This is a genomic window from Alkalihalobacillus sp. BA299, from assembly GCF_017745675.1.
In the GTDB taxonomy this organism is placed as follows: Bacteria; Bacillota; Bacilli; order Bacillales; family Bacillaceae_F; genus Alkalihalobacterium.
On sequence record NZ_JAFLJM010000008.1, the window covers coordinates 43,680 to 64,506 of the forward strand.

The window sequence follows — 20,827 nt, forward strand, 5'->3', positions numbered from 1 at the left end:
TAAATATTTTTGATTAGTGATTTTTGATTAGATTGCAATATTTTCGTCCGGCTTTTTACGTTTGAAATGGCAGAGGACGTGTTTCATTTTTTTTAAAATGATATAGGATGGCATCCACTATCCGCTTTGACGCATTTCCATCACCATATGGATTAGACGCTTTCGACATTTGCTCATATACTGCTTTGTCTGTCATCAGTTGTTTAGCTAGTGAATAAATTTGTTCCTCATTCGTTCCTGCAAGCTTTAAAGTACCTGCTTCAATTCCTTCAGGACGCTCTGTTGTATCACGAAGGACTAAAACCGGTACGCCTAATGATGGCGCTTCTTCTTGCACACCGCCTGAATCGGTCAAAATAAAATGAGCTCTAGATGCAAAGTTATGGAAATCTAATACTCCAAGCGGCTCGATGAGATGAATTCTTGGGTCATTCCCTAATATTTCATCAGCAATTTCTCTTACAACTGGATTTAGGTGAACAGGATAAACTACTTGCGCATCGTCATGTTCCTCAACAAGGCGTTTGATGGCTCTAAACATATTACGCATTGGCTCACCTAAGTTTTCTCTTCTGTGGGCTGTAAGAAGAATGAGACGATCGTTACCAAGATTTTCTAGTACCGGATGTGAATATGTATCATTTACCGTTGTTTTTAGCGCATCAATCGCTGTATTTCCTGTAACGAAAATTGATGTTTCCTCTTTATTTTCATTTTTTAAATTTGTTGCGGACTTTTCTGTTGGAGCAAAATGCAAATCAGCGATAACACCCGTTAATTGTCGGTTCATTTCTTCTGGGAAAGGTGAGTATTTATTCCAAGTACGCAATCCCGCTTCTACATGGCCAACAGCCACTTGATTATAAAGCGCTGCAAGACTCGCTACAAATGTTGTTGTTGTATCACCATGAACTAAAACGATGTCGGGTTGTACTTTTTTAATGACATCATCTAAGCCTTCTAATGCTTTTGTTGTAACTCCAATTAAGGTTTGTCTCGCTTGCATAATGTTTAAGTCAAAGTCTGGTTTGACGTTAAAAATCTCAAGGACTTGATCTAACATTTCTCGGTGTTGTCCTGTCACTGTGACGATTGACTCGATTTGTTCACGGTGCTTTTCTAATTCTAAGACGAGCGGGGCCATTTTTATTGCTTCTGGCCTTGTTCCGAATACAGTCATTACCTTCACTTTGTTTTGCATTTTACTCTCTCCTCATACTCTTTTATTTCGTTCCAAACAAACGGTCGCCAGCGTCTCCAAGTCCAGGGACGATATAACCTTTTTCATTGAGTTTTTCATCGAGAGCAGCTAAATAAATATCGACATCTGGGTGGGCTTCTTTAACGATTTCTACACCTTCAGGCGCTGCGATGAGGCACATTAATTTGATCGTATTGGCTCCGCGTTTCTTCAAGCTATTAATCGCTTCAACTGCTGATCCTCCTGTTGCTAGCATCGGATCAATCACGATAAACTCACGCTCTTCAACATCAGCCGGTAATTTTACGTAGTACTCGACAGGTTGAAGTGTAACAGGATCACGGTATAACCCAACGTGTCCTACTTTCGCTGCTGGGATGAGGCGTAAAATCCCGTCTACCATCCCAAGTCCTGCACGTAATATTGGGACAAGTCCTAATTTTTTACCCGCAATCAACATCGATTTTGCTGGACCGACGGGTGTCTCTACCGTTACTTCTTTTAGTGGAAGATCTCTTGTTATTTCAAATGCCATAAGTGCTGCGACTTCATCGACAAGTTCACGGAATTCTTTTGTTCCAGTTGATTTATCACGAATATACGTTAACTTATGCTGAATGAGGGGATGATCAAATACAAATACTTTACTCATTATAATAGCTCCTTTTCAAATGGTCTGACGAGCATGTTCATCCATGTATTATGTAATCACTCTTGAAAATTCTACAAAAAAAAACAAAAACATTCAAGCACAGTGTCGAGAGGTAGGTGTCAGGCACCTTTATCACAATAACGTGTTAAAAGTGTGGCACTTCCATCCATATAACATCTAACACCGAAAAAGGCTGCCCTAAGGACAGCCTTTACTTCTTATAGGTTTGGATACATTGGGAATTTTTTAGTTAGCGCATCAACACGTGCACTTGCTTCTTTTAGCTTGTCTTCGTTATCGATGTTTTTCAATGTAAGAGCCATGATTTCCCCTAGCTCGTCCATCGCTTCTTCATCTAAACCACGTGACGTTACTGCTGCTGTACCGATTCGAATCCCACTCGTCACAAATGGACTTTCTGGATCAAACGGAATTGTATTTTTGTTCGTCGTAATTCCAACTTCATCAAGTGCATGTTCTGCAACTTTTCCAGTTAAGTTTAAGCTTGTAAGGTCTAACAGTAAAAGATGGTTATCTGTACCACCCGATACGAGCTTAATGCCCTCACTCGTCAGTTTCTCCCCTAAACGCTTCGCATTCTTAATGATGTTTTCCGCATACGTCTTAAACTCAGGTTGTAACGCTTCACCGAATGCTACTGCTTTAGCCGCGATCACGTGCATTAATGGACCACCTTGAATACCAGGGAAAATCGATTTATCAATTTTCTTTCCGAACTCTTCTTTGCATAAAATCATTCCGCCACGAGGTCCACGTAATGTTTTATGTGTTGTAGTCGTCACGAAATGAGCGTGCGGTACTGGGCTTGGATGTAAGCCGGCAGCAACAAGTCCTGCAATATGCGCCATATCGACCATTAAATATGCGCCTACTTCATCTGCAATTTCACGGAACTTTTCAAAATTAATCTCACGTGGATACGCACTCGCACCTGCTACGATTAGCTTTGGCTTATGTTCTTTTGCAAGCTCACGGACTTTATCATAGTTAATCGTTTGCGTCTCTTGATCTACACCGTACTCAACGAAATTGTATTGGACACCACTGAAGTTTACTGGGCTTCCATGCGTTAAGTGACCACCGTGAGAAAGGTTCATCCCAAGAACAGTGTCACCTTGTTCTAAAATCGTAAAATAAACTGCCATATTTGCTTGTGCACCAGAATGTGGTTGAACATTAACATACTCTGCACCAAAAATTTCTTTTGCACGGTCGCGAGCTAAATCTTCAACAATATCAACATATTCACAACCACCATAGTAGCGGCGGCCAGGATAACCTTCTGCATATTTGTTTGTAAGGACTGAGCCTTGAGTTTCCATAACAGCTTCACTTACAAAGTTTTCAGAAGCAATCATTTCAATTTTATCTCGTTGTCGCCCTAACTCTTGCTGGATTGCTTCAAATACTTTAGGATCTTGATTTTTTAACATTTCCATCATTTATACCCCTTTCAGTAGCTACCAATCTTCGTGTTTTCGGTTAATACTTTCAAATTCAATTTTATTCTACCACGAATATACGACAAAATCCGTACTTTTTTTACAAAAACATGTTCGACCGTCGGAAATCACGAAAATCTCGATCGATTTTCATACCCCTAATTCAATATTATGCTCCAAAAAATCAAAAACAATCTTCACGAGTACCCAGTTCCTTGTAAACTGCTCGTGCTCCACCAATTAGCTTCGGTCGAGTTTTCGCTAGCGTAACATGCGCTTCTCCAACCGAGCGAATCGAGCTTCGTAACGGTACAGCTACCCGCTTTAAATGCATCCCAATTAACGTGTCGCCAATATCAATCCCAGCATCAGCTGCGATCGTTTCAACAACTACTGCTTGCTTCATCATACGATAAGCGTGAGCCGCCATTGATCCTCCTGCCCCTTTTACAGGAATGACCGATACTTCTTCCAAACGAAACTCTTTTGCCGTTTCTTTCTCAACAACAATGGCACGGTTTAAATGCTCACAGCATTGGAAGGCTAAATGGACCCCTGTACGCTCCTTGAATTGAGCAAAAGCGGAAAAGAGGACTTCACTTACACCCTCTGATCCGCTCGTTCCAATTTTTTTGCCGATGACTTCACTCGTACTTGTCCCAATGACAAGAATATGCTCAGCTGATAAAGGCACTTCCTCATTTAACTCTTCTAACACCTGCAGAATATCCTTTTTGATTTGCTCCATCAAATCGGCCATCCTGTGTACACCTTCTCTCACTTACTGATTTTCATACTCTTTAATTTTATTTACGCGACGCTCATGTCTTCCGCCTTCAAATTCGGTTTCAAGCCAAACCTTTGCAATTTCACGCGCTAGCCCTGGTCCAATCACACGCTCACCCATCGCTAAAACATTACTATCGTTATGCTCACGCGTTGCTTTTGCACTAAATAAATCATGAACAAGTGCACAACGTATTCCCTTTACTTTGTTCGCTGCAATCGACATGCCAATGCCTGTCCCGCAAACTAAAATGCCACGGTCAGCCTGCCCGCTAGCTACCTGTTCTGCTACAGGAAGTGCGTAATCCGGAAAATCTACTGAGTCTGTACATTCGCAGCCGACATCTTCAAACTCAATGCCCATATTACCCATTAATTGCTTAATTTCTTCTTTGATATTAACACCGCCATGATCTGAACCTATGACTACTTTCATCTTATTTCCCTCCATTTATTACATTTAAATATAATTTATGTTGAAAATTTTTCAATTGTTGCTTTTAATTTTTGAGCTTGGCCATTTAAAACTTGTGCCGTCGCTGCAACTTCTTCTATAATCATCGTTTGCTGCTCCGTTGCTGTTGCAACTTCTAAAGCGCCTGCAGAGGTTTCTTCTGCAATGGCAGCCACTTCTTGCGTTTCCTGTGTCGTTGACATAATGGAGCCGAGCTGATTATCAATTAACTGAGAAATATCATGAATAGCTTTTGATACTTCTAATATTGATTTTTCCATCAAACCAATCGCTTCATTTGTTTGTGTCCCTTTTTCTGATTGCTCATTAGCCACTTGGACTTGACTTGTAATTTGCGTTACGACATTTTGTACTTCATGCTGGATATCTGTAATAAGCTTTGTAATTCCTTGGACAGCTTTAGAGCTTTCATCGGCTAACTTTCTCACTTCGTCGGCAACTACAGCAAAGCCTTTTCCTTGTTCTCCTGCGCGCGCTGCTTCAATCGAAGCATTTAATGCTAATAAATTCGTTTGTGCCGCAATATCACCGACTAAAGAGATGATTTCCTCTACTTGCCTTGCTTGATGATTTAATCGTTCCACCGCTGTTAATGAATGTCGATTATCTTCTGCTAGCTTTTTAATTCCATTGACAAGATGATTAATCACCTGACGGCTATCCGTAAGCTTTTCAACCATATGTTCTGCCGAAGTTTTTGATGCTACTGCGCGATCTTGAACTTGCATGGCGATCGTTGAAACATCCTCCATCGACTCCGCTGTATTTTGAATCGCATTTGCTGATCCTTCTGCACCTTTTGCAATTTCATCAATCGTTCGTCCAATATTTTCTGCTTTTTCTGAAGCTAATTCTGAAGCATTTGTAATTTCTGATACTTTTTGATTTGTTTGTTCAAAGTTTTCTTCAATATCTTTAACCATGCCACGTAGGCTTGCCAACATCTCATTAAACGCCAATCCAAGAGCACGAATTTCATCGTCAGACTTAGAAATAGTAACATCAACTTTAATATCACCTGCAGCAGCTTTTCTTGCGGCTTCTTCAAGTTCGTGAAGCGGCTTCGTAATAAGTGGTGCTGCTAAAAAGCCTAAAATCCCACACCAGATAACCCCTAAAATTAATGTAATGATGATAACAATTTCTGAATTGACATTTAATATTTCTTGTAAATAATCTGCTAAAAAGAAAATAAAAAATGCACTTGTTCCATATGTAATAAAAGCGAGTCCACTTATTCCCAATACTAACTTCTTCCGAATACTATATCGATATGTTTTCTTCTCTTCCACCCGGCACACCTCTCGCTCAAAAAATACGATTTACTTTATTTACTCTAAATTTACTTTTTTTTACTCCATAACTTGTCCAACATCATTTCAATTTCATTTGCTGTAACGCGATATTCATCAACAGATCCCCCAAATGGATCGACTACATCCCCTGCTAATCCATTTTCCCCCAAGGCATATTCTTTTAATGTAAAAACTTTCTCCAGCATGTTTGGATAATGACTAATGATCCATTGTTTATGATTTTCTGTCATCGTTAAAACGACGGTCGCCCACTGTAACAACTCTGGAGATAGCGCTTGTGAACGGTGCTCACATGAAATACCACGCTCTTTAAGCACTTCTTTCGTCTGTTCACTCGCTTCATTTCCCGGGACAGCATAAATACCAGCTGATTGTACTTCGAGCACCTCTTCAGCCTTGTGCTTTAATATTGCTTCTGCCATAGGACTTCTGCACGTATTTCCTGTACATATGAAAAGTACTCGCTTCATAGAAATCGCGTATCCTTTCTTGCGTATTTTTTACGCAGTTGTTAGGTAGTTATTTGAGTTTTCTTTTTATTTTACCACAACTTTCTAATTTTCAATATCATTCTTCATTCGATCTATGTCTATGGTAGAAATAACTTAATTCCAAAGCCCATTAAGATTAATCCACCTAAAAGTTCGCCATAAGAGCCAATCATTCCTTTAAAATGGGAGCCCATGACTAAGCCGGTCCAAGATAAGAGCATACTCATTAAACCAAATGCAGCGACAGCTATCATTGTTTTCGCTCCTAGCATTCCAAGACTAAGGCCGGCTGAAAAACTATCTAAACTTACGCTTAAGGCAAAAATAAATAATCCTAGTCCAATAGGCTTGATTCTGTAATCACTATCTTCACGTAAAGACGAGACAGCCATCTGCAACCCGATAATAAGAAGAAGCCCTCCACCTAAGTATGTCGCAAAAAGACCAAAATAATTTGAGACGAGCTTTCCAGTAAGTATCCCTAGCAAAGGCATAATCATATGAAAACTGCCAATCACTATTCCTATTTTGAACATTTGGCGATACCGTAGTCCGACCATTCCCATACCTAATGCAACTGAAAATGCATCCATCCCAAGTGCTGATGCCATAATGACTAAAGTGATCCACTCTGCTCCCACCGCGACCAACTCCTTGTCCGTGCTACTTCAATGTATGCACGTCCAAAGAAAAATAGACAAAGGAATTTAGGTGAGCTAATGAATTCAAATGTGCATGGTAAAAGGGAAAGTACCTTTCACAACCCGAACATCCATGTTCGATTCTAACTTGAAACACCTCTCGTTCAATCCCGTCTTGATTTGGTTCGGTTTAGACTTCATTTTTCACAAAAAACGTTTACCCGCTGCTTTTTCTAACCGATTCATAATCGCAACACCGACGCCTTGCTTCGGAAATGTTTCAGCCAAAATCATATCAATATCGTGTTCATCAAACTTTCGCAACGTCTCATACAAGTCACTTGCCACAGTCTCTAAATCCTCACGATATCCACAAGGTAAAATAAGATCCGCCTCGTATTGATCGACATGCTCATGTGTCGTCATTACGCCGACGCGCTTTCCTTCCCGTCGAAGTTGATCAACAAATCCTTGTATTCTTTGTGAGTGATCAACGACTAAATACATCTCCGCATTCGGTGCATAGTGAGTGTATTTCACACCTGGCGACCGCGGCGCACTCCCCTCTTCGAAAAGAGCAGGGTCAACTTTCACCGGACCGACCACTTGTTCAAGCTGATCTTTCGTAATTCCCCCTGGACGTAGGATAACAGGGACTACTTCTGTACAATCGACAACCGTCGATTCGACACCAACACCCGTTTTACCACCGTCCACAATGCCTTGAATTTTCCCACTTAAATCATGCTTTACATGCTCAGCTGTTGTCGGGCTCGGTTTTCCAGAAACATTAGCACTAGGTGCAGCTACTGGTACAGCAGCTTCTTTTAATAATGCTAAAGCGACAGGGTGATCAGGGATGCGTATTGCAATCGTAGGAAGGTTAGCAGTCACTCGAGAGGAAACCGTATGCTTACTCGGTAAAATGATCGTTAATGGACCAGGCCAGAACGCATCCATTAACTTCTCTGCAAGTAACGGTATAGTAGAAACTAACTCCGCTAATTGGTCTTTTGACGCAATATGAACGATAAGTGGGTTGTCATTCGGTCTACCTTTTGCACGAAAGATTTTTTCAATCGCACTCTCCATTAAGGCATTTCCACCAAGACCATAAACCGTTTCTGTGGGAAACGCTACGACCTCACCTTTTTTTATCCACAGCGCTGCTTCCTTGATTTCATCGGCTTTATGTAAGTGATCTGATTTTTTATCCACAATCCAGTACACAGTTTGTTTATTACTCACGATTTATCCACCTCGTCTTCTATTTTCCATTACTTTTAATAATTATGTCAAACAAAGTCGAAAAACGCTGTAAAATCAACGGTTTCCTCTTTGAGATTTTTCCATTATTCGTCCATAAAGAAAAAGTTATCCACTCTTTGTGGATAACCTGTGCATAACTTTATGGATATTCACCATTTTTCAACTGTTTTTTTAACAGTAACCTCACGTTGTCCACATGTTGATGATAAGAAAAGCGCAAGCGCCCGGTTAGCGGCGTATGGACTGGAGCCCCACCGTATGAGATAAAGGAAACACGACGAGAGTCATTGAGGCGATGTTGACTTATCGTAATGATAGTATTATAAATCGAGGGCCATAAGTTTTGTTACCCCTTTTACATATTGCCTAAAATGAGGTGAGTTTTCGACATGTTCTGGGATCTTTTCATCTTCTATAATTTCAAATCCTAAGTACTCAAAAAATGCTAAGGAACGGTGTGTGATTAAATAAAGTGTTTCCATCTCTTTTTGTTTCGCATAAGCTAAGGCAATTTCTAAAAAGTCGAGACCTATTTTGGCATTCCAATGTTCTGATTTGATGACGAGTGACCGTAATAGTCCATCATTTCCGATTGGTTCAATTCCTACCGTACCAACAATTTCTTTTTTGTCCGTTTCAACTATTAAAAAGTGATCGAGCCTTTTTTCTATGCCTTCTTCCGACAAACCTGCTTTCGCTACTAAACGTTGAATCGGTAACAAATCCTTTGTTTCAGCAATTCGTATAACAATCGACACGAACTCGTCCTCCCTTTAAAAATCAGTTGTCTCTTTATTACAACCATTTATATGAGAGGAATCTAGCATTTATTCTACTTATTCTACTATTATGCTGTAAACCAGCTTTTGATTGTATCAAATAGCTCTATCACAAAAAACTTCACTTCCACTTCCTTTTCCTCAACTTCTTCAGTCTCAACATCAACATTATCCACATTTTCACCTTCATGCTCCACCGCATCACCATTTGAAAAGTCTAAAAAGCATAATGGTGGAAATAAGACGCACCACCAGTTCTCACCATTTCCACTACCCAGTGTAATCAATACTGCATCGTACTCACCTGCAGGATATACTAGATGACCGTAAAGTTTCGTTGGAAACTGAACTCTATTAAACTCAACATTAAATGATTGATTGATTCCATTGTTTGCTAGTTGTTTCGCAACAATCGCTTCGATTTCGTCTAAATTGGCTTCTATCACATCTTTTGCTTCAGCCATAGAGTCAATATCCAATACCCAATCGGTAATTGTCGCATTCACTTCATCGCGAATGTCTCTTTTTAGCATTTGATCTTTAATCGCATCACTATTAGCTAAAATACGTAACCGGATCGCATCCTCTTGGCTGACTTCTTCATGAAAAGATGCAGCTGCTATATAATTTTGTGCTTCCCAATTCATTACTAGAATAAAAACAAAGAATAATAGATAAAAAAGAACTTTAAAATTCATATAAGTGCTCCCACCTTTCTATACGAACAGTGTCGTCAAGGTGAGGCACTTTTAAACGAGAAAATTTTCGACAATTTTACCGACTTTAGACTCTACCATTCAGCAAAAACCATTCGATCTTTCCCGTTAATATCTAAAACAACTTCGATATGGGCTGTCGGTAGCTTGTCTTTTAAAAGTTGCAAAACCGCTTCGCCTTGTCCTGCTCCAATTTCGAAGGCGATCATCCCACTTTCACCTGTCACTAAAGGAATTTCTTCAGCAAGCCGTCGATAAAAAACTAATCCATCCTCACCACCATAGAGGGCACTCGCCGGTTCCTTTTCACTGACGTATAGCGATAACGTAGGCTGGTCAGAAAGTGGAATATAAGGTGGATTCGAAACGACGATATCGACCGTTTCCTTCGCTCTGATAAGAGGCTGGAGCAAGTCTCCTTGAAGCCATTCGACTTTAGCGTTTAAATGCTTGCCATTTTCTTTTGCAACTTTCAGTGCCGCTTCTGATATATCTATCGCCTGCACTTGAAGCTTCTCGCACTCTAATGCGAGTGTAATGGCAATCGCCCCACTTCCTGTACCGACATCAACGACTTTTAAAGTCGATCGATCTAGATACTTAATGTTGATCCGTTGAAGAAGGCCATGTACGAGCTCTTCGGTTTCTGGCCTTGGAATTAAAACATCTTCATTGACGATAAACGTTCGCTCATAAAATTGCTCGACACCCGTTAAGTGCTGGACAGGTGTACCATTCACGTATTCATGAATATCGCGGGTAAACCGTTCTTGTTGTTCCTCTGTCAGCTCTTCGTGCATCGACAAGTAAAACTGTGTGAGGTCTTTTTGCAAATGATGACGTAACAATATTTGTGCAACAGGCTGCTCTAAGTTCCGCTCTTCTAAAAAAGAAGAAGCCCAGCGGAGGGCTTCGTGTACTTTCATTAGCTGTGTCATTTTATTCATCAGCCTTTTTCATTAGATCCGCTTGCTCCTCCACGATAAGAGCATCGATAATTTCATCAAGTTTTCCTTGAAGGATTTGATCTAATTTTTGTAACGTTAACCCAATACGATGATCCGTTACGCGGCTTTGTGGAAAGTTATACGTACGAATACGCTCAGAACGGTCACCCGTACCGACCGCAAGCTTTCGGTTTTGTGAATACTCCGCTTGTGCTTCTTGCTGGAACTTATCATAAATACGGGCACGAAGAACTTTCATTGCTTTTTCTTTATTTTTAATTTGCGACTTTTCGTCCTGACACGACACAACAATTCCTGTCGGTAAGTGAGTTAAACGCACCGCTGACATTGTCGTATTAACACTTTGTCCACCAGGACCACTCGATGCAAACGTATCGACACGAATGTCCTTCTCGTGTACTTCGACTTCGACTTCTTCTGCCTCTGGTAATACAGCAACTGTCGCCGTTGATGTATGAATGCGTCCGCCTGATTCGGTTTCTGGAACACGCTGTACACGGTGAGCACCGTTTTCATACTTTAGCTTTGAATAAGCACCTTTACCATTGATCATAAAGATGACTTCTTTAAAGCCACCAACACCTGTTGTGTTCGCTTCCATGACTTCCGTCTTCCAGCCTTGCGTTTCCGCAAAGCGGCTGTACATACGATATAAGTCACCCGCAAATAAAGCAGCCTCGTCTCCACCAGCAGCTCCGCGAATTTCCATAATAACGTTTTTGTCATCATTCGGGTCTTTTGGAAGTAGGAGAATTTTTAAACGCGCTTCAAGGTCCGTTTGCTGCTTGCTTAATTCGCTAATTTCTTCTTTGACCATTTCGTGCATTTCGTTATCAAGCTTTTCTTCAAGCATTGCTTTTGCTTCCTTATACTGCTCCACAACGCTTTTATATTCACGATACGTTTGTACCGTTTCTTCAAGATCCGCTTGTTCCTTCGAGTATTCACGCAATTTTTTCGAGTCATTGATAATATCTGGGTCGCTTAACATTTCATTTAATCGATCATATCTGTCTTCTAGTGATTGCAGACGTTCTAACACACGCTTCACCTCATTATTTCAGTCCATAACAGTATAATTATAGTATAAGCAACCTCCCGAGTCAAAATGAGTATGAATTTTACCTACATATCGGCGGAAACTCAAGATTTATCGGTGAAAATTAAAATTTATTAACATACTTACAAATATATCAACGTTATTTAAAAATATATTGACAAAACTGAACTCTCGCACTACATCATCCTGATAGAAATCCATCTCCTTCCGAACATTCGGTTTCCCTTTTCATTTATAGGGAATAGTAACAATGAAAATTAGATTTTGAGGTGTTGCAAATGAAGTACGTGATCATTGGTGGCGATGCTGCTGGGATGAGTGCCGCCATGCAAATCGTTAGAAATGAAGAAAACCCTACAATCATAACGCTAGAAAAAGGAGGATATTACTCGTACGCTCAATGCGGACTTCCATATGTTACTGGTGGGCATATTCCGTCAACAGACAAGCTGATTGCGAGGGATGTTGATACATTTCGAAATAAATATGGTATTGATGCTCGTACGTTTCACGAAGTCCAACATGTTGACACTAAAAATAAGACGGTCAGCGGAATTCATCACGAAACAAATGAAAGCTTTTCACTCCCATATGATAAGCTGCTCATTGCAACGGGTGCTGATCCGGTCGTACCAAATTGGGAAGGTAAACAATTAATTGGGATCCATACAATCAAAACGATCCCAGACATCCAGCAACTCCAAGCGCAGCTTACGAATGCTGTAAAAAAAGTGACGATCATCGGGGGCGGATACATCGGGCTCGAAATGGCTGAAAATCTTGTCGATGCCGGCCTTGACGTCTCCATCATCGAACAACAAGATCAACTCGCTACCATTTTCGATGCAGATATGGCCAATTTCATTCACGAAGAAGCCGAGAAACACGGAGTTCATCTATACCTTAACGAGTCCGTACAATCTTTTGCTGGCACAGAAACAGTCCAAAAAGTGATTACGGACAAACAACAACTCGATACAGATCTCGTCATTGTCGCAGTCGGTACCGCACCAAATACTCGCTTTTTAAAGGAAACTGACTTACACTTTTATCTAAATGGGGCCATAATCGTTGATCCATACATGCAAACCAATATTGAAGACATATGGGCTGCTGGCGACTGCGCCACACAATACCACCGAATTAAGGAAAAAAATGATTATATCCCCCTAGGCACTCATGCGAATAAACAAGGACAAATTGCTGGTCTTAGTATGGCTGGAAAACGACGAACGTTTAAAGGTGTGACGGGTACTTCAATCCTAAAATTTTTCGATCTTGCTTTAGCGCGAACAGGACTCAATGAAAAAGAGGCAACAGATCTTGGGTTTCAATATGCAACCATCGTCGGGGAAACCTTGCATATTGCTGGCTACTACCCTGATCCTAAACCAATGCAATTGAAGCTCCTTTATGAAACCTCAACAAATCAACTGCTCGGGGCGCAAATCATCGGTGAACACGGTGTCGACAAGCGTATCGATGTTCTATCTGTCGCCTTATACCACAAGATGACCATTTCGGAATTAGAAGACCTAGATTTAGCGTACGCCCCACCATTTAACGGTGTATGGGACCCTGTTCAACAATTAGCGCGCAAGAAGCAAAAATCATCACAAAAATAAATTAGAATGCAGCATATATCAATAAGAAAAGCGGAAGCGCCCGTTCACCGACGTACGGACTGGACTGAACCGCAGGAGATAAAGGAAACACGGAGAAGCGCCAGCGATCCGATGTTGACTTATCGTACAGAGGTGAGGGAAGTCTCGCTAGTCGGTGGGCGCTGCAGCTAGACAAGAAAAGCGGAAGGTGTCGCTTATCGGCGACAAGCGCTGGAGGGCCAGCAATTAGTGTCTTGACTTTTAGACACGTTTGATGGACCGAAGCGACCTCGAGCCGATGACACCAGCAGCTAGACATCCTCGAAATTTACACTCCTTTATCCTTGAACAAAATCACTCTACGATGAATGAAGTCTCAAGTGAAGATGATCACTTGAGACTTTATTCTGTTTTATTTTGGCTGTTTTCGTAAACTTTGTTGCTTTTGGACCGTTTTTTGAAAATAAAATAGGCTTTTCAAGACAAATTCATTTGTCTGAACGGCTATTTTATTTTCAAAACCTTCCGCTATGCGTGGAGAGCCAAGCATCCGCTTGGCTTACGGTCCAAAAGCTAAAAGCAACAATCTTTGAGAAAAGAGCCTTTATTTTTAACTTATCGTGATTTATTTTCAACTTTAGCTGTTCTATTTTCAACTTATCGTGTTTTATTTTCAACTTTAGCTCATTTATCGATTTCTCGACAATAATTGACAAAATCCAATATCCAAAGATTAAGAAACCAATCTAAAATTACAAAAAAGAGGTTGGCTCATCGAAAAGTTAAAACCCCTCATGAAATGAGAAGTACTAGCACTTTAACGATGAGTCAACCTCATACAACTATTCACCTGTATTTAGATGAACTTGGTACCGGGGAATTCCTCGCTGTAGCGCAGCTCGTAATTCCTGTAATTTTTTCTCTCTTTTTTCCCCCTCGAAGTTTCCATCACTTGTGACGGTGACCCAAGCATGGCTCCCAGCCGTAATAATCATTCCTGGCGCAAAGCCTTCTTGCACGATGATTTCCCTTATTTTATCTTGGTCATCACCTAAGTCTTGTCTCTCTGGTGTTAGTGTACGGAAACTCGCGCTATGATTGATTTCTCCTTCATGGTCAATGAATGGTCGATGATTAATGACGTGGTAATTAATCGGACCAGGACCTAACATCCCATAGCTAATGTCTTGACCTGTCACCCGCTGCCCAGTTGTTGGATTTTCATCTAACGATTGTGGTGGGGTTGCCGGCGTACAAGCTGATAAAAGTAATGCACTTACTCCACAGCCAATGATGAACTTTTTCATAAAGGGCACCTCCATTGCTACATTCATGAAGCTGCATTAATAGAGTGCCCGTAACGAGCTATTACTTACCGAACAAATTTACCCAACCTTAGTTTCTTACTTTTTTAGCGTTAACGAGCTGTGGTTTTTCGGGGACAACATGACAATGACGACAGCGTGGCTCATAGCTTTCAGAAGCTCCGACTAAAATGATCGGATCATGGTAGCTCGCCGGTCGTCCTTCAATGAGTCGCTGCGTTCGACTCGCTGGTGCTCCACAACACGGACAAACCGCATGGAGCTTTTGAACTTCTTCAGCTAGTGAAAGTAAAAGCGGCATCGGCCCGAATGGCTCGCCGCGGAAATCTTGATCTAAACCAGCACAAATGACCCTTTTCCCTTTGTTAGCCAATTGGTCTACAACACCAACGATATTTTCATCAAAAAACTGAACTTCGTCGATAGCAATCACTTGCGTTTCATCTTTTACAAGTTCTAAAATATCGATTGCCTGATCCACCGGCAGCGCCATTACTTTCGATCCGCTGTGTGAAACGACTTCAACTTCACTATAACGATTATCTAATACAGGTTTAAACACTTGTACATTTAAATTTCCGTAGCTGACTCGGCGGACTCGTCGAATCAATTCTTCTGATTTTCCAGAGAACATGCTTCCACAAATAACCTCAACCCAGCCTTCTTTCTTCATTAAGTACATGAAACGTTCCCACCTTATAAGTTGTATCCAGAAAGAAAAGCGAAAGTGTCCGGTTAGCGAAGTCCACTAGACACTGGACACTGTAGCTAGCCATCACTTTCTTATCTTAATATGAAAAAACAGGCAAGTGTGTTACTTGCCTGTTATCTTCCTGATCGAGCATTACTTAAGATTATATTTTTTCTTGAAGCGGTCAACACGGCCACCAGCATCAGCAAGCTTTTGCTTACCAGTGTAGAATGGGTGTGAATCAGCACTAATTTCCACTTTAAGTAATGGATACTCGTTACCGTCTTCCCACTCAATCGTTTCGTTTGAGTACTTCGTAGAACCGCTTAGAAACTTAAATCCAGTACTAGTATCTAGGAATACAACTTTACGGTATTCTGGATGGATTTCTGGTTTCATTCGTTCTCAACTCCTTCCGCCCTGAATCTTTTCGAAACAGAGTTTAAAATCACACATGACGAAATTATAACAAGGCAAAGATCATTTTGCAACTTTATTTTGATTAAAGACAACTGAATAAAATTGGAAGTTTACCTTCTCACTTTTTTATATCCACTCATCTCTTTTTCCATCGCTTCAAAAAAGTCTTCGTTCGTCTTTGTTTCTTTAATTCGACGAATAAAGTGATCGATGAAATCTGGTGCATCGGTCATTGTTTTTCTGATCGCCCACATTTTTTCTAACTGATCCTTTGGTAATAGCAATTCTTCTTTACGCGTACCTGAGCGTAAAATATCGATCGCTGGAAAAATACGACGTTCTGCTAGCTTACGATCTAAGTGAAGCTCCATATTTCCTGTTCCTTTAAATTCCTCATAGATCACATCATCCATACGAGAGCCCGTCTCTACTAATGCCGTCGCTAAGATTGTTAAGCTTCCACCTTCTTCAATATTTCTCGCTGCCCCAAAGAACCGCTTCGGACGGTGGAACGCCGCAGGGTCAATACCACCTGATAGTGTCCTTCCACTTGGAGGAATGACAAGATTATACGCACGCGCTAGACGAGTGATACTATCCATTAAAATCACAACATCTTTCTTATGTTCAACGAGTCGCATTGCTCGCTCAAGGACTAATTCTGCTACTTTAATATGGTTTTCTGGTACTTCATCAAACGTCGAGCTTACGACTTCGGCTTTTACGGAACGCTCGATGTCAGTTACTTCTTCAGGACGCTCATCAATTAATAAAACAATCAGCTCAACATCAGGTTGGTTCTCCGCAATACTATTAGCAACTTCCTTCAATAATGATGTTTTACCCGCTTTCGGTGGCGCGACGATTAGTCCACGTTGACCATAACCAACCGGTGAAATCACATCGATAATTCGCGATGAAATTTTTCTTGGGTTTGACGTTTCCAGTTGAATTTTTTCTTCAGGATAAAGAGGGGTTAATGCCGGAAAGTGAGGTCGATCTTTTGATGTATCTGGATCTTCACCATTCACTGCTTCTACGTGCAAAAGTCCATGATATCGTTCGTTTTCCTTAGGTGGTCTAACCTTACCTGAAACTTTATCTCCATTTCGTAAATCAAATCTGCGAATTTGAGATGCTGAAATGTAAATATCTTCCTGGCTCGGGAGGTAATTGATTGGACGTAAAAATCCAAATCCTTCCGTTTGAATGATTTCAAGGACACCTTCCATAAACATAAGGCCGTCTTTTTCAGCTTGTCCCTTTAAAATCGCAAAGATTAATTCTTTTTTATTTAACTTGCTATAGTAAGACACTTTGTATTCTTTGGCTAGCTCATATAATTCCTTGAGCTTCTTATTTTCTAATTCTGCTAAATTAATTCCCATTGGGACACCACGCTTTTCTTTTTTACTAAAAACAAACCAGTATTTATTAAAAATCAAAAATTTTTTTAATTTACCTGTATACTTGGATAAAATGAACGTAAAATTCATTTGGGAAACGATCTTTTTTTGAAAGAAGGAGTAAAATGAAGTTTAATAGCATTTTTGGAAATGTAGATTCGCTTTGCGTATAATTACTATTTTAACCTTACTCTAGTGATTTATTCAATCACCAATTTAAAATTTCCACAAAAAAATTTAGATGCCGATAGGAAAAGGTTCCCACCGGCATCCAAATGTTGGTATATTATCAATTATTTTATAACTAAATCAGGCTTCTTCTTCATACTGTGTTTACCGTCGATAAATCGCACTGTACCTGATTTTGCACGCATAACTAACGACTGAGTCACAGCAGTTACACCTTTATAGCGAACCCCTTTTAATAATTCACCATCCGTTACTCCGGTTGCTGCAAAAATGGCGTCATCGCCCTTTACTAAATCATCCATCATTAAAACTCGAGTAGGATCCTCGATGCCCATTTTTCGACAACGCTCTAGTTCTTCTTCATTTTGCGGTAATAATTTCCCTTGAAGTTCTCCGCCAAGACACTTTAAGCCAACCGCTGCTAATACACCTTCAGGAGCACCACCCGAGCCTAGCATTATGTCTACACCCGTATCTTCAAATGCTGTATTAATTGCCGCTGCTACATCACCATCAGGCATAAGCTTAATTCTTGCGCCAGCATCACGGATTTCCTTAATCATGGTTGCATGACGTTCGCGATTTAATATGGCTACTACTAAATCTTCAATATCTTTATTTTTCGCTTTCGCCACCGCAGCTAGGTTATCAATGACCGGTGCATCAATATTTATTTTCCCAACCGCTTCAGGTCCGACTGCGATTTTATCCATATACATGTCTGGTGCATGTAATAGGCATCCATGGTCTGCCACTGCAATAACTGCAAGCGCATTCCATTGTCCAGATGCAACGATATTTGTACCTTCTAACGGATCAACAGCCACATCAACACGAGGACCATAGCCTGTCCCTAATTTTTCTCCTATGTAAAGCATTGGAGCTTCGTCCATTTCGCCTTCACCGATAACAACAGTACCTTTCATCGGAATCGTATCGAACACATCACGCATGGCTCCTGTTGCTGCTTCGTCTGCTTCTTCTTTTTTGCCCCGGCCCATCCAGCGAGCAGATGCGAGTGCAGCTGCTTCCGTTACTCGTACAAGTTCCATTGATAGACTTCGTTCCATATTCATTCTCCCCTTTTATTTAATTTTCGTAAAGCTGTTCGTTACGATTACCTCTTCTCCACATTCATCCGACTCTTACAATTGCATGCGTTTACGAGCTTTTGACTTGTTCTGCTTCTTCATCTGACATTTTTTCACGCCAAACTTTAGCACCTAATTGTAAAAGTTTATTTTCGAGATCCTCATATCCTCGATCCACATGCTCAAGTCCAGTTAACTCAGTAACACCTTCAGCTAATAACCCTGCAATGATAAGAGCCGCACCTGCACGCAAGTCACTCGCTCTTACTTTTGCTCCCTGAAGTTTAGTAGGGCCTGCAATGATCGCTGAACGACCTTCTACTTTTACATTCGCTCCCATTCGCCGTAACTCATCAATATGTTTAAAACGGGCATTATAAATCGTATCCGTTACGATACTTGTTCCTTGTGCTTGAGTGAGTAACGTTGAAATCGGTTGCTGTAAGTCAGTTGGAAAACCAGGATATACTAGGGTTTTAATATCGACACCTGTTTTTTCACGGTGGTTGTGAATCAATACTTGATCGTCATTCACTTCTATTTTCACACCCATTTCACGAAGCTTCGCAATTAACGATTCAACGTGGTATGGAATAATATTATCTATTAATACTTTTTGCCCCATAGCTGCGGCCATAATCATGTACGTACCCGCTTCAATACGGTCAGGAATAATCAAATGACGGCATCCGGATAACTCATCTACACCGTCGATACGAATGACATTCGTTCCAACCCCTTTAATTTTAGCGCCCATACTATTCAGCAATGTAGCTACATCAATAATTTCTGGTTCTTTTGCTGCATTTTCAATAATGGTACGGCCTTTTGCCCTTACTGCAGCTAACATAATGTTAATGGTTGCTCCAACACTGACAACATCTAAGTAAATTTTAGCACCTCTAAGCTCATCTGCTCGCAGATAAATCGCGCCTTGTTCGTTCGTAACAGTCGCTCCTAGCGCCTCAAATCCTTTAATATGTTGATCAATTGGTCTTGGTCCTAAGTTACAGCCACCGGGTAACCCAATCACTGCTTTTTTGAATTTACCAAGCATGGCCCCCATTAAATAGTATGAAGCACGAAGCTTCTTTACTTTTCCATTCGGTAAAGGCATCGCGATCATGTCTTTTGGATCAACGATAATCTCATGGTCTTTCAAATCGACCGTTCCACCGATCTCTTCTAACAAATCTGCCAATAATTGAACATCTGATATTTTCGGTAAATTATCAATTGTTACAGTGGAATCAGCTAATATCGCTGCCGGAATCAGGGCTACAGCACTATTTTTTGCACCACTAATTTGTACTGTTCCCTCTAGAGGGTAACCACCTTCAATAAGTAATTTCTCCATACTGATTCACTTCCTCATCCAATCGTCATTTTTCAAGTGAATGATGTATAAAACCGCTCTTGATATCACACACATACTTACCATTATAACCAATTTCAAATCGGATAAAGGTGTTTTTTAAAAAATTAAGTATTTTTTCATATCATTAGGGTATTAACACGTGAAAAAGCTGACCCATAAGTATTTAGCCCCTCACATTCATTGAGGTGCCTACTACTCTTTTTTCGAGTCAGCCGCTTTTTAGTGTGTTGTACATTAAATTACTTTTGTTGTTTTTCCCAATCGGCTAAAAACTTTTCAATTCCTTGGTCTGTTAACGGATGCTTTACTAATTGATGAATAACTTTATAAGGAATAGTTCCAATATGTGCACCTCTAGCCGCAGCTTCGCTCACGTGGATCGGATGTCTTATCGATGCAGCAATAATCTCCGTTTGAATTCCATGAACGTCAAAAATTTCAGCAATTTGAGTGATTAATTCTAAGCCATTATGTCCAATATCATCTAAGCGCCCAAGAAACGGAGATACGTAGGTAGCACCTGCTCTTGCAGCAAGTAGCGCTTGAACTGCAGAGAAAATAAGCGTTACATTTGTTTTAATTCCTAATTCAGAAAAGGCATGAACTGCTTTCAGCCCGTCCACTGTCATTGGTACTTTCACTGTAATATTAGGAGCAATAGCTGCTAATGTTTTCCCTTCTTCAATCATCCCTTCAGCGTCTAAAGCAATCACTTCTGCACTTACTGAACCTGGAACGATCGCTGTAATTTCACGTAAACGTTCATGAAAATCAACACCTTCTTTTGCTACAAGTGATGGGTTTGTCGTCACTCCTGCTAGAATACCTAAGTCATTTGCTTCTCGAATCTCGTTAATATTAGCTGTATCGATAAAGAACTTCATCTTGCTCCCCCTATCCATCATT

21 protein-coding genes are annotated in these 20,827 nt (G+C 40.6%); 1 reads left to right on the forward strand and 20 read right to left on the reverse strand.

Annotation, left to right across the window (positions count from 1 at the left end; genetic code table 11):
* Positions 1-55: 55 nt before the first annotated feature.
* The 13 genes from wecB to prfA form a co-directional block, all read right to left on the reverse strand.
* Positions 56-1,201 carry a non-hydrolyzing UDP-N-acetylglucosamine 2-epimerase gene (gene wecB, locus J0N78_RS12135; RefSeq protein WP_209123367.1) on the reverse strand — a complete coding sequence of 382 codons (1,146 nt, stop codon included), beginning with the start codon at positions 1,199-1,201 and terminating at the stop codon, positions 56-58.
* 22 nt (positions 1,202-1,223) lie between these two features.
* Positions 1,224-1,853 (reverse strand): uracil phosphoribosyltransferase, encoded by a 630-nt coding sequence (gene upp / locus J0N78_RS12140; protein WP_209123368.1) that lies wholly within the window; start codon positions 1,851-1,853, stop codon positions 1,224-1,226.
* 218 nt (positions 1,854-2,071) lie between these two features.
* The gene (gene glyA / locus J0N78_RS12145; protein WP_209123369.1) at positions 2,072-3,313 is read right to left on the reverse strand and encodes a serine hydroxymethyltransferase; all 1,242 of its coding nucleotides are present in this window, start codon (positions 3,311-3,313) and stop codon (positions 2,072-2,074) included.
* Between the two features lie 187 nt (positions 3,314-3,500).
* Positions 3,501-4,076, reverse strand: coding sequence for a TIGR01440 family protein (locus J0N78_RS12150; protein WP_209123370.1), 576 nt, complete (start codon positions 4,074-4,076; stop codon positions 3,501-3,503).
* Between the two features lie 21 nt (positions 4,077-4,097).
* Complete coding sequence (rpiB, locus tag J0N78_RS12155; protein ID WP_209123371.1) at positions 4,098-4,538, reverse strand: ribose 5-phosphate isomerase B; 441 nt, start codon at positions 4,536-4,538, stop codon at positions 4,098-4,100.
* A 35-nt stretch (positions 4,539-4,573) separates the two neighbouring features.
* Complete coding sequence (locus J0N78_RS12160) at positions 4,574-5,869, reverse strand: methyl-accepting chemotaxis protein (protein ID WP_209123372.1); 1,296 nt, start codon at positions 5,867-5,869, stop codon at positions 4,574-4,576.
* Positions 5,870-5,919: 50 nt separating this feature from the next.
* Entirely contained in the window at positions 5,920-6,363 is a 444-nt protein-coding gene (locus J0N78_RS12165; RefSeq protein WP_209123373.1) for a low molecular weight protein arginine phosphatase, read from the reverse strand.
* A 119-nt stretch (positions 6,364-6,482) separates the two neighbouring features.
* A complete protein-coding gene (locus J0N78_RS12170) occupies positions 6,483-6,995 on the reverse strand; it encodes a manganese efflux pump MntP (protein WP_209123523.1) in 513 nt (170 codons plus the stop codon).
* A 234-nt stretch (positions 6,996-7,229) separates the two neighbouring features.
* Positions 7,230-8,273, reverse strand: coding sequence for an L-threonylcarbamoyladenylate synthase (locus tag J0N78_RS12175; RefSeq protein WP_209123374.1), 1,044 nt, complete (start codon positions 8,271-8,273; stop codon positions 7,230-7,232).
* A gap of 341 nt (positions 8,274-8,614) precedes the next feature.
* Positions 8,615-9,052: a GNAT family N-acetyltransferase gene (locus J0N78_RS12180; RefSeq protein ID WP_209123375.1), complete on the reverse strand. Its 438-nt coding sequence runs from the start codon at positions 9,050-9,052 to the stop codon at positions 8,615-8,617.
* An 89-nt stretch (positions 9,053-9,141) separates the two neighbouring features.
* Positions 9,142-9,771 (reverse strand): stage II sporulation protein R, encoded by a 630-nt coding sequence (gene spoIIR / locus J0N78_RS12185; protein ID WP_209123376.1) that lies wholly within the window; start codon positions 9,769-9,771, stop codon positions 9,142-9,144.
* Between the two features lie 92 nt (positions 9,772-9,863).
* The gene (gene prmC / locus J0N78_RS12190) at positions 9,864-10,715 is read right to left on the reverse strand and encodes a peptide chain release factor N(5)-glutamine methyltransferase (protein WP_209123524.1); all 852 of its coding nucleotides are present in this window, start codon (positions 10,713-10,715) and stop codon (positions 9,864-9,866) included.
* Positions 10,716-10,728: 13 nt separating this feature from the next.
* Positions 10,729-11,799, reverse strand: a complete 1,071-nt coding sequence (gene prfA, locus J0N78_RS12195; RefSeq protein WP_209123377.1) for a peptide chain release factor 1 — start codon at positions 11,797-11,799, stop codon at positions 10,729-10,731.
* A gap of 296 nt (positions 11,800-12,095) precedes the next feature.
* On the opposite strand from prfA, the gene J0N78_RS12200 reads away from it, so the two are divergent.
* Positions 12,096-13,442 carry an FAD-dependent oxidoreductase gene (locus tag J0N78_RS12200; RefSeq protein ID WP_209123378.1) on the forward strand — a complete coding sequence of 449 codons (1,347 nt, stop codon included), beginning with the start codon at positions 12,096-12,098 and terminating at the stop codon, positions 13,440-13,442.
* A gap of 821 nt (positions 13,443-14,263) precedes the next feature.
* Here the strand turns inward: J0N78_RS12200 and J0N78_RS12205 are convergent.
* The 7 genes from J0N78_RS12205 to fsa form a co-directional block, all read right to left on the reverse strand.
* On the reverse strand, positions 14,264-14,728 hold the full coding sequence (locus J0N78_RS12205) for a YajG family lipoprotein (protein WP_209123379.1): 465 nt from the start codon (positions 14,726-14,728) through the stop codon (positions 14,264-14,266).
* A gap of 88 nt (positions 14,729-14,816) precedes the next feature.
* Positions 14,817-15,428: a thymidine kinase gene (locus tag J0N78_RS12210; RefSeq protein WP_209123380.1), complete on the reverse strand. Its 612-nt coding sequence runs from the start codon at positions 15,426-15,428 to the stop codon at positions 14,817-14,819.
* A 162-nt stretch (positions 15,429-15,590) separates the two neighbouring features.
* Complete coding sequence (locus J0N78_RS12215) at positions 15,591-15,836, reverse strand: type B 50S ribosomal protein L31 (protein WP_209123381.1); 246 nt, start codon at positions 15,834-15,836, stop codon at positions 15,591-15,593.
* A gap of 131 nt (positions 15,837-15,967) precedes the next feature.
* Positions 15,968-17,245 carry a transcription termination factor Rho gene (rho, locus tag J0N78_RS12220; protein ID WP_209123525.1) on the reverse strand — a complete coding sequence of 426 codons (1,278 nt, stop codon included), beginning with the start codon at positions 17,243-17,245 and terminating at the stop codon, positions 15,968-15,970.
* A 311-nt stretch (positions 17,246-17,556) separates the two neighbouring features.
* Complete coding sequence (glpX, locus tag J0N78_RS12225) at positions 17,557-18,522, reverse strand: class II fructose-bisphosphatase (protein WP_209123382.1); 966 nt, start codon at positions 18,520-18,522, stop codon at positions 17,557-17,559.
* A 91-nt stretch (positions 18,523-18,613) separates the two neighbouring features.
* The gene (locus J0N78_RS12230; protein ID WP_209123383.1) at positions 18,614-19,900 is read right to left on the reverse strand and encodes a UDP-N-acetylglucosamine 1-carboxyvinyltransferase; all 1,287 of its coding nucleotides are present in this window, start codon (positions 19,898-19,900) and stop codon (positions 18,614-18,616) included.
* Positions 19,901-20,160: 260 nt separating this feature from the next.
* A complete protein-coding gene (gene fsa, locus J0N78_RS12235; RefSeq protein ID WP_209123384.1) occupies positions 20,161-20,805 on the reverse strand; it encodes a fructose-6-phosphate aldolase in 645 nt (214 codons plus the stop codon).
* Positions 20,806-20,827 lie beyond the last annotated feature (22 nt).

Bases quoted from the DNA above. Each gene is read 5' to 3' on its own strand.
- wecB (WP_209123367.1), bottom strand. From the start codon at position 1,201: ATGCAAAACAAAGTGAAGGTAATGACTGTATTCGGAACAAGGCCAGAA.
- upp (WP_209123368.1), bottom strand. From the start codon at position 1,853: ATGAGTAAAGTATTTGTATTTGATCATCCCCTCATTCAGCATAAGTTA.
- glyA (WP_209123369.1), bottom strand. From the start codon at position 3,313: ATGGAAATGTTAAAAAATCAAGATCCTAAAGTATTTGAAGCAATCCAG.
- J0N78_RS12150 (WP_209123370.1), bottom strand. From the start codon at position 4,076: ATGGCCGATTTGATGGAGCAAATCAAAAAGGATATTCTGCAGGTGTTA.
- rpiB (WP_209123371.1), bottom strand. From the start codon at position 4,538: ATGAAAGTAGTCATAGGTTCAGATCATGGCGGTGTTAATATCAAAGAA.
- J0N78_RS12165 (WP_209123373.1), bottom strand. From the start codon at position 6,363: ATGAAGCGAGTACTTTTCATATGTACAGGAAATACGTGCAGAAGTCCT.
- J0N78_RS12170 (WP_209123523.1), bottom strand. From the start codon at position 6,995: ATGGCATCAGCACTTGGGATGGATGCATTTTCAGTTGCATTAGGTATG.
- spoIIR (WP_209123376.1), bottom strand. From the start codon at position 9,771: ATGAATTTTAAAGTTCTTTTTTATCTATTATTCTTTGTTTTTATTCTA.
- prmC (WP_209123524.1), bottom strand. From the start codon at position 10,715: ATGAAAGTACACGAAGCCCTCCGCTGGGCTTCTTCTTTTTTAGAAGAG.
- J0N78_RS12200 (WP_209123378.1), top strand. From the start codon at position 12,096: ATGAAGTACGTGATCATTGGTGGCGATGCTGCTGGGATGAGTGCCGCC.
- J0N78_RS12205 (WP_209123379.1), bottom strand. From the start codon at position 14,728: ATGAAAAAGTTCATCATTGGCTGTGGAGTAAGTGCATTACTTTTATCA.
- J0N78_RS12210 (WP_209123380.1), bottom strand. From the start codon at position 15,428: ATGTACTTAATGAAGAAAGAAGGCTGGGTTGAGGTTATTTGTGGAAGC.
- J0N78_RS12215 (WP_209123381.1), bottom strand. From the start codon at position 15,836: ATGAAACCAGAAATCCATCCAGAATACCGTAAAGTTGTATTCCTAGAT.
- rho (WP_209123525.1), bottom strand. From the start codon at position 17,245: ATGGGAATTAATTTAGCAGAATTAGAAAATAAGAAGCTCAAGGAATTA.
- glpX (WP_209123382.1), bottom strand. From the start codon at position 18,522: ATGGAACGAAGTCTATCAATGGAACTTGTACGAGTAACGGAAGCAGCT.
- J0N78_RS12230 (WP_209123383.1), bottom strand. From the start codon at position 19,900: ATGGAGAAATTACTTATTGAAGGTGGTTACCCTCTAGAGGGAACAGTA.
- fsa (WP_209123384.1), bottom strand. From the start codon at position 20,805: ATGAAGTTCTTTATCGATACAGCTAATATTAACGAGATTCGAGAAGCA.